Annotated in this window: 4 protein-coding genes, 3 tRNA genes and 5 rRNA genes; 10 read left to right on the top strand and 2 right to left on the bottom strand. The window is 53.5% G+C overall.

Going from position 1 to position 12,871, the window contains the following annotated elements; translation table 11 throughout:
• Positions 1-140 precede the first annotated feature (140 nt).
• The 8 genes from rrf (D3791_RS11085) to rrf (D3791_RS11120) all read left to right on the top strand — a co-directional run bounded on the left by rrf (D3791_RS11085) (position 141) and on the right by rrf (D3791_RS11120) (position 10,189).
• Positions 141-257: ribosomal RNA gene (gene rrf, locus D3791_RS11085) — 5S ribosomal RNA — on the top strand.
• Positions 258-615: 358 nt separating this feature from the next.
• The gene (locus D3791_RS11090) at positions 616-1,992 is read left to right on the top strand and encodes an FAD-binding oxidoreductase (RefSeq protein WP_172512231.1); all 1,377 of its coding nucleotides are present in this window, start codon (positions 616-618) and stop codon (positions 1,990-1,992) included.
• Positions 1,993-2,095: 103 nt separating this feature from the next.
• Positions 2,096-2,172 (top strand) — tRNA-Pro (locus D3791_RS11095).
• Positions 2,173-2,450: 278 nt separating this feature from the next.
• Positions 2,451-2,522, top strand: a tRNA-Gln gene (locus tag D3791_RS11100).
• 48 nt (positions 2,523-2,570) lie between these two features.
• Positions 2,571-2,643, top strand: a tRNA-Glu gene (locus D3791_RS11105).
• A gap of 1,991 nt (positions 2,644-4,634) precedes the next feature.
• A 16S ribosomal RNA gene (locus tag D3791_RS11110) occupies positions 4,635-6,160 on the top strand.
• 620 nt (positions 6,161-6,780) lie between these two features.
• Positions 6,781-9,917: ribosomal RNA gene (locus tag D3791_RS11115) — 23S ribosomal RNA — on the top strand.
• Positions 9,918-10,072: 155 nt separating this feature from the next.
• Positions 10,073-10,189: ribosomal RNA gene (gene rrf / locus D3791_RS11120) — 5S ribosomal RNA — on the top strand.
• Positions 10,190-10,336: 147 nt separating this feature from the next.
• Here the strand turns inward: rrf (D3791_RS11120) and D3791_RS11125 are convergent.
• Positions 10,337-10,498 (bottom strand): hypothetical protein, encoded by a 162-nt coding sequence (locus tag D3791_RS11125; RefSeq protein WP_172512232.1) that lies wholly within the window; start codon positions 10,496-10,498, stop codon positions 10,337-10,339.
• Positions 10,499-10,632: 134 nt separating this feature from the next.
• Between D3791_RS11125 and D3791_RS11130 the strand changes: the two genes are divergently transcribed.
• Both D3791_RS11130 and rrf (D3791_RS11135) read left to right on the top strand, forming a co-directional pair.
• Positions 10,633-11,418, top strand: coding sequence for an SDR family oxidoreductase (locus tag D3791_RS11130; RefSeq protein WP_172512233.1), 786 nt, complete (start codon positions 10,633-10,635; stop codon positions 11,416-11,418).
• A gap of 143 nt (positions 11,419-11,561) precedes the next feature.
• Positions 11,562-11,678 (top strand): 5S ribosomal RNA (gene rrf / locus D3791_RS11135).
• The 16S, 23S and 5S rRNA genes sit together here, the layout of an rRNA operon.
• Before the next feature lie 116 nt (positions 11,679-11,794).
• Here the strand turns inward: rrf (D3791_RS11135) and D3791_RS11140 are convergent.
• Positions 11,795-12,862 (bottom strand): ABC transporter ATP-binding protein, encoded by a 1,068-nt coding sequence (locus D3791_RS11140; RefSeq protein ID WP_022874745.1) that lies wholly within the window; start codon positions 12,860-12,862, stop codon positions 11,795-11,797.
• Positions 12,863-12,871: the final 9 nt, after the last annotated feature.

Consider the following 12,871-nt stretch of genomic DNA (forward strand, 5'->3'; position numbering starts at 1 on the left):
TTGAACTAATGATTTCAATGCTGTTCGCGTTCACTATGCGGTTACGAGACAACAACCCGTAATCACCTGAAAACAAATATAAGACGTTTTAACACCGGAAAACATGACCAAGATGTTTGGTTTGTGTGCTTCGTGATTGTTACGGCGGTCATAGCGTGGGGGAAACGCCCGGTCCCATACCGAACCCGGAAGCTAAGGCCCATTGCGCCGATGGTACTGCACTCGTGAGGGTGTGGGAGAGTAGGTCACCGCCGGACTTAACCTGAAAATGGTTTGAGGCCCTGACACAGTGTGTTGGGGCCTCACCTGTTTAACCAGTACTGCTGGCCTGGTATTAGTTGGTGCCGGTTTGGGCTGGCCTGGTGTTGGCGGGGTGGGCTATCAGCTCGCCCCTTGTTCTTGTTTAAGAGCTCAGATCAGTGGGTTGCTGGGTGTTGGTGTTGGTGGGGGAGTTCGGGTTGTTGGGCCTGGTTCCCTTGTTTTGTTTAAGCGGTGCGTGCTTGCCGGCCTGCACCAACCAAACCAGCAACGAGCACAGTCACGATTTCTCTGTCTAAGGTCTTTGATCGTAGGGTCTAGGGTAAGTTCAAATCCCCTGCGACTGTGGAGACAAAGATGTCTAATAAGCAACTGGCTTTTCTTGATCGCCTCACTGAGGTTCTTCCCGAAGAAGCACTAGTCCATGATGAATCCGTTCTGTCGGAAAACTCAAGAGATTTTGGGCAGCTCGCCGAAGAGCCAATTCGTCCCATTGCCGTCGTTGTACCGACGGAAGTGGAACAAGTTCAGCGGGTAATGCGGCTGGCTACAGAATTTGGTGTCCCAGTAATTAGTCGTGGAGCCGGAACAGGGGTATCGGGCGGAGTCCATGTTTTAGGCCCAGCTATTGTTCTGAACCTGAGCAAAATGAACCGGATCCTGGAGATTCGTCCTGACGATGAAATAGCAATCGTGGAACCGGGCGTCATCAATCACGACTTGAACACGGCCGTCGCCGAATTCGGTTTGATGTACGCCCCTGATCCGGCAAGCTACAAGATGTCTACCCTCGGCGGGAACGTTGCTACTAATGCGGGTGGTCTGCGCTGTGCAAAATATGGCGTTACGCGTGAGTCAGTACTGTCGCTGGATGTGGTTCTTGCTGATGGTCGTTTGATACGGGTTGGAAAGAATACGTTCAAGGGAGTAGCCGGCTATGACCTAGCGGCGCTATTTACAGGTTCTGAGGGAACCTTGGGGATTGTGGTGCGAGCTGTGATTCGATTGCGTTACTTGCCTGTCGACCAGCGCGACATCTCCTTAGTATTCCCCTCTTTGGAAGAAGCAGTACACGGCGTGCAGCTCATCGCTAGAGCCAGGATCCAGCCGGCGATTCTGGAACTCGTCGACCATGCAACCATGCAGGTATTGGACGAGCAGTATTCAACAAATCTGTCTGCATCAGGTGGCGCGATGTTGTTAGCCAGGCTTGATGGATATGGCGCGCTTCGTGAAGAAGACGCGATCCGAGATGTATTTGCCGAGCGTGATGTCGAAGTAAGTCCTTCGGGAAGCAATGGCGCTACTGAACTAATTGAAATGAGGCGTACGAGTAGAGGCGACACCAAGGATGATGCCTATAGGACCGGTGAGGACGTCGCGATTCCCAAGAGCAAGATGGTGGAGTATGTTCACCGGCTTCAAGCGACTGCCAAACAAGAGCGAGTAGACATGCGAATGATTTCCCATGTCGGCGACGGCAATCTTCATCCTACTTTTTCTGTCGAACCTGATGATGGTGATGATCCTTTGGGACGCTTGCATCGTGCGGTTGAGAGCTCAGTTCGCATTGCTTTGGAGATGGGAGGAACGATTACGGGCGAACACGGTGTTGGACTAATCAAGAAGGACTGGCTGCCTTGGGAACAATCGGCTGATGTGCTTGAACTGCAACGGAGCATCAAAGGTCTGTTGGACCCGCTGAATATTCTGAATCCTGGCAAAGGCATATAGCTGACTCGGCTTTTCGCCATATCCATTTCCTTCTCGGGCTCCTGACTCAGATGGATTATGAGATCAGAATGCTCCGGGTGTAGAGTAAAAACGTTCTTGATCACGGGATATGGCGCAGTTTGGTAGCGCGCGTCGTTCGGGACGACGAGGTCGCAGGTTCAAATCCTGTTATCCCGACCAATAACAAATGCGAAGGACCCAGCTCAATGAGCTGGGTCCTTCGTTCATTCTGCGACGGTCTGCTTACCGCTGGAGCTCTACTTCAGTGGCCTGGACAGGTGTTCAGGATCGGAGCAGCCATGTATTTCGTCGTTGTTATAGCTAACGAGCTGTAGATCACTCGAGTATCCGGGCTCTGGATGTGCGTTCGAGGAACTTTTTAGGTATAGTTATATCTCGTGCTAAGGCATTCATTGCTGATCGGTTATCTGATCTAGCTAATGAATAGCAAGTCATATTGGGATATGGTGTAATTGGCAACACAACGGTTTCTGGTTCCGTCATTCTAGGTTCGAGTCCTGGTATCCCAGCGCTTCATCAAAGCAATTTGGTGAGCTGAAGATTATTCTTCAGCATACGGCCCCATCGTATAGCGGCCTAGTACTCCGCCCTCTCACGGCGGCAACACGGGTTCGAATCCCGTTGGGGTCACAAATATCGCGGAACTTCGGTTCCGCGATTTTTTTATGCCCAGAAATAAGATCCAGGCAGCGCTCGTAGGGCTATAGGGCCTTCAGATCATAAATGGTGCCTGGCGCTCGAATATTGATCCGCTTTGCGCTTCTTGACCGTGATTTACTCGTTGCCCCTACGGCTGCAACATTTGGGCAGTGCACCGACGGATGCGTCCAGCCGGTGCAGTATTTTTCGTTCCTGCTGGCTACAGGTCCGGACGCTTTCGTTTTTGAAGCTAATCCATAGATTTTTCGGCGTCGCCGAACCTTGTCGCAGTCGTATTCGTAAGATACACGCGTCTCCTATCTTGGCGCTCCCACAACCAACACCTCTGTATTTCACATGGGCAGTACTGGGAGAGACAAAGGGCGCGGAGCATCGGCTTTCTGCTTTGTTCCTGGCTTTCCGCGTAAGACAGATAACTCAGACACCCGATCTTGCCTCTAAGAGTTCATTGCCGGCTGCTGCGCAAGCGGATCTCGTGATCCAGATGCGGTAGGGCGGTGCGGGGTTGCCGAGTATGTAAACCTAACCACTTGTTTGACGACTCTAGAGCAGATCACCGTCGCAGGAGCTGTCGGAACTAGCAAGTATGTTCCACTATTTGCGGACTGGACCCGTCGGGTACTTCTTGATGGCCATGACTTCTCCGTCCTGGACGGGGCTGCGAATACTATTCGGCGTCTCGGGTTATGACTGCATAGAAGGAAACGCAATTCCAAGCTGGGTTGCAGCCGTCGGGGCAGGTCGAGAAGGAGCAGCGTTCACGGAACGAAATTGCCACAACATGGCTGGGGCGGCAGTGACAAAAAGGAATCGTTGGTGTCGTAGCAATAGAACTTCATAAGAAGTCTGGTACCGCCGCCCTTTATTGAACGAAGGCTAAAACCACTACATACGGGCGTGACCTTTCAGAGGGCGCGCACGAGCGGGTGTTATTCGAACGCGCAGGGCTTTCGGTTGTCCTGGACGCGAGATTGGGAATGGTCTTTTGACCATATGACTTCAACTCGAGCACGACGCGCTGAGCTCCAGGCGGCGAAGCACGGTGGTAGCGATGCAGGGATTGTTCTAGCGGGCGCTCAAACATGTCATTTCAAATAGTGATTTTGTGGAGGTTTCGTATTCTGAAGGCTGAGGAGCTTTCACTTTTGTACGCGCCAAGTCCTTAGTCGATGCGTCTGTCCTGAACTGATACATACCTTTTACGTCCTCCTAAAGGGACGGCCCGATTCATCAACAAAGTTTGTCTCGACGGGAATGGCGCAACTTGCTGTTCGGACTATCGAGGAGTGGAGCAGCTTCGTGGAGCACCGCATCGCAGGCAGATGTAGGTATGCAGAGTTAAAGAAGTCAGTGGGGTAGTCCGAGGCAATCTAATCAAAATGTCTTAGACGTAGAGCCCAGGGGTGTCAGATCGTAGAAGTCTGACGGATGGGCATGAGCTGGGTGCCGAGGATGTAGAACCGACCTTGCGGATTCCGGCCCGTTGGCAACCACCCGAATCGTGGACGGACGAGAGGTTCCAAACGCACTCCGAAGCTGAGATTTATGGATGTAACCACAGTCACCTCCAAAAGTAGCAATCTGATTTGTAACTCTCCGAAAACCTGTGTATAGTTTTTATCTGTCGCCGCAACGAGGTCAGCTTGAAGCTGACACCAAATCTGGCGACAATCACTCAGAAAAAGCTCAAGTAATTTTGAGCGGAATAAATAACTGAGATTATAACGCTGGACGAAATCATTGCCTGAATTGTTGGGTAATGGAGAACCGGTAAGTGTTTGTTGTTTGAGAACTCAATAGTGTGCCAAGTTTGTTGATACCGAATTATTTTTATTTGGTGAATACATAACATTTGCTTGAGGCATTGCACCCCCGTGCAGTGTTCTTGAGTGTTTTTTATTCGCCAGGATTTTTCATTGATTCTCCCTTATTTTCCGAGGGGTTTCGGTGGCTTTTTGTTTTTTATGGAGAGTTTGATCCTGGCTCAGGATGAACGCTGGCGGCGTGCTTAACACATGCAAGTCGAACGATGAAGCCCTGCTTGCAGGGTGGATTAGTGGCGAACGGGTGAGTAACACGTGAGTAACCTGCCCCTGACTCTGGGATAAGCCCGGGAAACTGGGTCTAATACCGGATATGACTTCCTACTGCATGGTGGGTTGTTGAAAGATTTATCGGTGGGGGATGGACTCGCGGCCTATCAGCTTGTTGGTGAGGTAATGGCTCACCAAGGCGACGACGGGTAGCCGGCCTGAGAGGGTGACCGGCCACACTGGGACTGAGACACGGCCCAGACTCCTACGGGAGGCAGCAGTGGGGAATATTGCACAATGGGCGGAAGCCTGATGCAGCGACGCCGCGTGAGGGATGACGGCCTTCGGGTTGTAAACCTCTTTCAGTAGGGAAGAAGCGAAAGTGACGGTACCTGCAGAAGAAGCGCCGGCTAACTACGTGCCAGCAGCCGCGGTAATACGTAGGGCGCAAGCGTTATCCGGATTTATTGGGCGTAAAGAGCTCGTAGGCGGTTTGTCGCGTCTGCCGTGAAAGTCCGAGGCTCAACCTCGGATCTGCGGTGGGTACGGGCAGACTAGAGTGATGTAGGGGAGACTGGAATTCCTGGTGTAGCGGTGAAATGCGCAGATATCAGGAGGAACACCGATGGCGAAGGCAGGTCTCTGGGCATTTACTGACGCTGAGGAGCGAAAGCATGGGGAGCGAACAGGATTAGATACCCTGGTAGTCCATGCCGTAAACGTTGGGCACTAGGTGTGGGGGACATTCCACGTTTTCCGCGCCGTAGCTAACGCATTAAGTGCCCCGCCTGGGGAGTACGGCCGCAAGGCTAAAACTCAAAGGAATTGACGGGGGCCCGCACAAGCGGCGGAGCATGCGGATTAATTCGATGCAACGCGAAGAACCTTACCAAGGCTTGACATGTGCCAGACCGCTCCAGAGATGGGGTTTCCCTTCGGGGCTGGTTCACAGGTGGTGCATGGTTGTCGTCAGCTCGTGTCGTGAGATGTTGGGTTAAGTCCCGCAACGAGCGCAACCCTCGTTCCATGTTGCCAGCACGTAGTGGTGGGGACTCATGGGAGACTGCCGGGGTCAACTCGGAGGAAGGTGGGGATGACGTCAAATCATCATGCCCCTTATGTCTTGGGCTTCACGCATGCTACAATGGCCGGTACAATGGGTTGCGATACTGTGAGGTGGAGCTAATCCCTAAAAGCCGGTCTCAGTTCGGATTGGGGTCTGCAACTCGACCCCATGAAGTCGGAGTCGCTAGTAATCGCAGATCAGCAACGCTGCGGTGAATACGTTCCCGGGCCTTGTACACACCGCCCGTCAAGTCACGAAAGTTGGTAACACCCGAAGCCGATGGCCTAACCACCTTGTGTGGGGGGAGTCGTCGAAGGTGGGACTGGCGATTGGGACTAAGTCGTAACAAGGTAGCCGTACCGGAAGGTGCGGCTGGATCACCTCCTTTCTAAGGAGCTAACCATTATTATGGTTGCCCATGTCTGTGCCCGAGTGTGGTACGGGTGGGTTGCTCATGGGTGGAATATCAATGAACTCAGTACTGGAAAGCATGCATGCCTGATTGATCCTTTGTGGGGTTGTGTGGTGTGTGTGGGGTACTGGCTGTGGCTGCATGGTGTTGTTGCTGGTGAGTACGCAGCATGATGATCCTTTGGGTTGTTGTGGTGTTGGAAAAGCGGTGGTGGTGTTGTGTGGTTTGTATGGTTTGGCATGCTGTTGGGTTTTGAGGCAACAAGCCTCCGTCCCTGGTGGATGATGTGATCGGTTGTTGTGGTGCTGGCCCTTGTGGGGTTGGTGTTGTGATGGTTGGTTGTTTCTCTTCTTGGGTGGCGGGGTTCTTGGTGTTTCGGTGTTTGTCCTGTGTTTGCCGTGGACGTGCCGCCTTTGTTGGTGGTGTGGTTGCGGGGGTGTGGGGTTGTTGTTTGGGAACTGTATAGTGAACGCGAGCATCTTGCAGATGAGATGAGTCTGGTGGCCCTTTTCCTTGGGTCATCTAGGTGTTTGAGTCTTGTCTGCGTGATTTTGTTAGATTGTTTTATTGCTCATATCTTGAGACTTTGATGTTGTGTTGAAGTTTTTAAGGGCGCACGGTGGATGCCTTGGCATCAAGAGCCGATGAAGGACGTGGGAATCTGCGATAAGCCTGGTGGAGTCGATAACCGGACGTTGATACCAGGATTTCCGAATGGGGGAACCCCGCACCATGTTATGTGGTGTGACCTGCAGCTGAATGTATAGGCTGTGTGGAGGGAACGCGGGGAAGTGAAACATCTCAGTACCCGCAGGAAGAGAAAACAATAGTGATTCCGTTAGTAGTGGCGAGCGAACGCGGATGGGGCTAAACCGGTTGGTGTGTGATAGCGGATAGGCGTTGCATCATCGGGGTTGTGGGGTTGACATGTACCAGTGCTATCTTGCTGGTGGGATGAGGTGCAGGCGTATAGGTGAATCGGTTGGAATGCCGGACCATAGAGGGTGATAGTCCCGTAGGTGTAATGCGTGTCTGCCGTTCTAGTGTTGATACCCGAGTAGCACGGGGCCCGTGAAACCTTGTGTGAATCTGCCAGGACCACCTGGTAAGCCTGAATACTACTTGATGACCGATAGTGAATCAGTACCGTGAGGGAATGGTGAAAAGTACCCCGGGAGGGGAGTGAAATAGTACCTGAAACCGTGCGCTTACAATCCGTTAGAGCCTGGGACTTGTTCCTGGGTGATGGCGTGCCTTTTGAAGAATGAGCCTGCGAGTTAGTGCTGTGTCGCGAGGTTAACCCGTGTGGGGTAGCCGTAGCGAAAGCGAGTCTGAATAGGGCGTTTGAGTGGCACGGTCTAGACCCGAAGCGAAGTGATCTACCCATGGCCAGGTTGAAGCGCGTGTAAGAGCGTGTGGAGGACCGAACCCACTTCAGTTGAAAATGGAGGGGATGAGCTGTGGGTAGGGGTGAAAGGCCAATCAAACTTCGTGATAGCTGGTTCTCCCCGAAATGCATTTAGGTGCAGCGTTACGTGTTTCTTGCTGGAGGTAGAGCTACTGGATAGGCGATGGGCCCTACAAGGTTACTGACCTTAGCCAAACTCCGAATGCCGGTAAGTGAGAGCGTAGCAGTGAGACTGTGGGGGATAAGCTTCATAGTCGAGAGGGAAACAGCCCAGAACGCCAACTAAGGCCCCTAAGCGTGTGCTAAGTGGGAAAGGATGTGGAGTTGCTGTGACAACCAGGAGGTTGGCTTAGAAGCAGCCACCCTTGAAAGAGTGCGTAATAGCTCACTGGTCAAGTGATTCCGCGCCGATAATGTAGCGGGGCTCAAGCACACCGCCGAAGTTGCGTCATTCAAATATTTGCCTGGCTTTTGTTGGGCGTTTGGATGGGTAGGGGAGCGTCGTATAGCGGGTGAAGTCGCGGTGGAAACCAGCGGTGGACGCTATACGAGTGAGAATGCAGGCATGAGTAGCGAATGACGGGTGAGAAACCCGTCCGCCGAATGATCAAGGGTTCCAGGGTTAAGCTAATCTGCCCTGGGTTAGTCGGGGCCTAAGGCGAGGCCGACAGGCGTAGTCGATGGATAACGGGTTGATATTCCCGTACCGGCGAAGGACCGCCCATACTGAGCTGTGGATGCTAACCATGACGGATTCCAGTGTTGATGCCTTCGGGTGTCTTGTTGGTTGATGTGGTGGGAACCGATGCAGTGAGGTCAGCGTATTAACAGGTGTGACGCAGGAAGGTAGCCGAGCCAGGCAATGGAATTGACCTGGTCCAAGGGTGTAGGAAGAGTGGTTGGCAAATCCGCCGCTCAATTGTTTCTGAGACCTGATAGGCGCCCCATTTTTTGGGGTGATTCGGTGATCCTATGCTGCCTAGAAAAGCATCGGCGCGAGGTCCCAGTCCGCCCGTACCCCAAACCGACACAGGTGATCAGGTAGAGAATACTAAGGCGATCGAGAGAATCATGGTTAAGGAACTCGGCAAAATGCCCCCGTAACTTCGGAAGAAGGGGGGCCTGCCTCGTGATCAGCTCTTGCAGTTGTGAGCGGGTGTGGGCCGCAGAGACCAGGGGGAAGCGACTGTTTACTAAAAACACAGGTCCGTGCGAAGTCGCAAGACGATGTATACGGACTGACTCCTGCCCGGTGCTGGAAGGTTAAGAGGACTGGTTAGTCACTTTTGTGGCGAAGCTGAGAATTTAAGCCCCAGTAAACGGCGGTGGTAACTATAACCATCCTAAGGTAGCGAAATTCCTTGTCGGGTAAGTTCCGACCTGCACGAATGGAGTAACGACTTCCCCGCTGTCTCAACCATGAACTCGGCGAAATTGCAGTACGAGTAAAGATGCTCGTTACGCGCAGCAGGACGGAAAGACCCCGAGACCTTTACTATAGTTTGGTATTGGTGTTCGGTGCAGCTTGTGTAGGATAGGTGGGAGACTTTGAAGCTTGGACGCTAGTTCAGGTGGAGTCATCGTTGAAATACCACTCTGGCTGTACCGGTCACCTAACTTCGGACCATGATCTGGTTCAGGGACAGTGCCTGATGGGTAGTTTAACTGGGGCGGTTGCCTCCTAAAATGTAACGGAGGCGCCCAAAGGTTCCCTCAGCCTGGTTGGCAATCAGGTGTTGAGTGTAAGTGCACAAGGGAGCTTGACTGTGAGAGTGACAGCTCGAGCAGGGACGAAAGTCGGGACTAGTGATCCGGCGGCACCTCGTGGAAGGGCCGTCGCTCAACGGATAAAAGGTACCTCGGGGATAACAGGCTGATCTTGCCCAAGAGTCCATATCGACGGCATGGTTTGGCACCTCGATGTCGGCTCGTCGCATCCTGGGGCTGGAGTAGGTCCCAAGGGTTGGGCTGTTCGCCCATTAAAGCGGTACGCGAGCTGGGTTTAGAACGTCGTGAGACAGTTCGGTCCCTATCCGCTGCGCGCGTTGGAAATTTGAGAAGGGCTGTCCTTAGTACGAGAGGACCGGGACGGACTAACCTCTGGTGTGTCAGTTGTACTGCCAAGTGCATCGCTGATTAGCTACGTTGGGAAGGGATAACCGCTGAAAGCATCTAAGCGGGAAGCCTGCTTCGAGATGAGATTTCCATGCACCTTGAGTGTGTGAGGCCCCCAGCTAGACCACTGGGTTGATAGGCAGGATGTGGAAGCAAGGACTGAAGACTTGTGTAGCTGACCTGTACTAATAGGCCGATGACTTTCAACACACAATATAACAATATTTGAACTAATGATTTCAATGCTGTTCGCGTTCACTATGCGGTTACGAGACAACAACCCGTAATCACCTGAAAACAAATATAAGACGTTTTAACACCGGAAAACATGACCAAGTTGTTTGGTTTGTGTGCTTCGTGATTGTTACGGCGGTCATAGCGTGGGGGAAACGCCCGGTCCCATACCGAACCCGGAAGCTAAGGCCCATTGCGCCGATGGTACTGCACTCGTGAGGGTGTGGGAGAGTAGGTCACCGCCGGACTTAACCTAATATGGTTTGAGGCCCTGACACAGTGTGTTGGGGCCTCACCTGTTTAACCAGTGCTGCTGCTGGCCTGGTATTAGTTGGTGCCGGTTTGGGCTGGCCTGGTGTTGGCGGGGTGGGCTATCAGCTCGCCCCTTTTCTTGTTTAAGAGCTCAGTTCAGTGGGTTGCTGGGTGTTGGTGTTGGTGGGGGAGTTCGGGTTGTTGGGCCTGGTTCCCTTGTTTTGTTTAAGCGGTGCGTGCTTGCCGGCCTGCACCAACCAAACCAGCAGCATGATGATCGGCTTGAAAAAGATTCGGCGTCGCATAGTCCTTGCCTAAGTCAACGTTGTTCGAGCCCCTTTCGCGAATCGCCATACTCTGGAAGTACAGCACATTCACGTTTCGGCTGTGCGTCCGAATGAGCGACTACCGTGAACGGTCTAGGGAGAGAGTAGTAAATATGCGGACTTACGTTGTGACCGGAGCTGCCTCTGGCATTGGTGCGACGACAGCTGAGATGATCGCGTCCCGTGGCGACCGCGTCATTGGAGTAGACCTGAACGAATCGGATGTCGTTGCAGATCTGTCTACGCCTGAGGGACGCAAGGAGGCCGTCAGGAAGACTTTAGAGAAGGCGCAGGGCACTGCTATCGACGCAGTAATCGCTGCGGCTGGCATTTCGGCTCCCAAGGCCTTGACCGTTGCTGTCAACTATTTCGGCGTGACCCAGTTCCTGGAGGGACTTGCCCCTGCAATGGCCAAGGCTAATGCTCCAAGGGCGGTTGTTGTTTCCTCGATGGCTTCAGTCCAGCAGAATTCTCCGAAGCTCGTGGACGCAATGCTAGACGGTGACGAATCGACTGCTCTTGCTATCGGTGCTCAGCTGGAAGCCGCGGGACCACGAGAAGGCTACCTCAACTACCCATCTTCGAAGCGGGCCTTGAGCCGTTGGGTTCGCCGTGAGTGCATCATGCCACGATGGGCTGGCGCTGGCATTCCGTTGAATGCAGTGGCACCTGGCACCGTCATTACCAATATGACGCGCTCGATGCTGGCCACGGAGGAAGGGCGTGCAATGGTGGACTCCAACGTCCCCATGCCACTGAATTACCACTCGGAGGCATCTGTTATTGCGAAGCTGCTTCTATGGCTCACGAGTGAAGAAAACACCCACGTGACAGGCCAGACGATTTACTGCGATGGCGGGGCAGAAGTCACCCTGCGTGGTGAGAATATCTGGAGCTGAACGCTACTGGCGGTATGGCGAAGGACACCCTCTGCTACGCCCTCTGGATTGGCACGTGAACGGCACGCCTGATATAGTTATGGAGTTGTCGCAATCGCGAATGACACCGTAGTTTTCCCATGGTTAGCCATGAGGTATAGAGTTACGGCGATCATAGCGTGGGGGAAACGCCCGGTCCCATACCGAACCCGGAAGCTAAGACCCACAGCGCCGATGGTACTGCACTCGGGAGGGTGTGGGAGAGTAGGTCATCGCCGGGCATAATTTGCCGAAGGCCCCGAACGCAAGTTCGGGGCCTTCGATGTTTAACACAGTAGTTAAAGCCAAAAGCTGAGGGGCAGAAAAGATAGTTTTCTGCCCCTCAGCTTTACTGTTCCTAGGCTTCGTCTAGACGCAGACCGCTCTCTGTATCAAACAGGTGAACGTGCTGCAGAAGAGGTGCAATGTTCAGCTTCTGGCCTCGAGCTGGTGGCGTACGGCCATCAACACGAACCACGATCATCTGGGTTTCGCCGGCTAGTTCAGCAGAACCATAGATGTAAGCATCAGCGCCGAGTTCTTCGACGACATCGACGACGATCTCTACGCCTTCGCCAGCACCTACAATCTCGATATCTTCTGGACGGAAGCCCAGCGTGGTTCCACCTTGTGCGCCTGGAGCCTGAACAAGGGTCGACCCGAAGGCTACCTGTCCATTGGCGGATTCCAGCTTGACCAAGTTCATGGCTGGGGAGCCGATGAAGCCGGCAACGAAAACGTTGCGCGGACGGTCGTATAGTTCACGAGGAGTGCCAACCTGCTGCAGTTCGCCATCCTTGAGCACTGCAACTCGGTCGCCCATGGTCAGTGCTTCAACCTGGTCGTGAGTCACGTACACGGTGGTGACACCGAGACGACGAGTCAGCGACGCGATCTGGGTACGAGTCTGCACACGCAGCTTCGCATCCAGGTTGGACAGCGGCTCATCCATCAAGAAGACCTGAGGGGAGCGAACGATTGCGCGGCCCATGGCCACACGCTGACGCTGACCGCCAGAGAGTGCCTTTGGCTTGCGGTTCAGGTACTGCTCCAGATCCAGAAGCTTGGCTGCTTCCTGAACGCGACGGTTGCGTTCTTCCTTGTCGACGCCTGCAATCTTCAGTGCGAAGCCCATGTTCTCGGCAACGGTCATGTGAGGGTACAGTGCGTAGTTCTGGAAGACCATTGCGATGTCGCGGTCCTTTGGCGGAACGTTGGTCACGTCCTTGTCGCCAATGAGGATGCGACCGGAATCGACCTCTTCCAAACCTGCGAGCATGCGCAGGGTGGTGGACTTGCCACAACCCGACGGTCCCACAAGCACGAGGAATTCTCCGTCTTGAATTTCCAGGTCGATTGCATCCACTGAGGGCACGAGAGCGCCTGGGTAGATACGGGTGGCCTTATCAAAGGTCACAGTTGCCATGATGACAAT

Source organism: Glutamicibacter mishrai, from assembly GCF_012221945.1.
In the GTDB taxonomy this organism is placed as follows: domain Bacteria; phylum Actinomycetota; class Actinomycetes; order Actinomycetales; family Micrococcaceae; genus Glutamicibacter; species Glutamicibacter mishrai.

Excerpts from the sequence above, each read along its gene's own strand:
- D3791_RS11140 (WP_022874745.1), bottom strand. The coding sequence starts at position 12,862 with ATGGCAACTGTGACCTTTGATAAGGCCACCCGTATCTACCCAGGCGCT.
- D3791_RS11125 (WP_172512232.1), bottom strand. The coding sequence starts at position 10,498 with ATGCGACGCCGAATCTTTTTCAAGCCGATCATCATGCTGCTGGTTTGG.
- D3791_RS11090 (WP_172512231.1), top strand. The coding sequence starts at position 616 with ATGTCTAATAAGCAACTGGCTTTTCTTGATCGCCTCACTGAGGTTCTT.
- D3791_RS11130 (WP_172512233.1), top strand. The coding sequence starts at position 10,633 with ATGCGGACTTACGTTGTGACCGGAGCTGCCTCTGGCATTGGTGCGACG.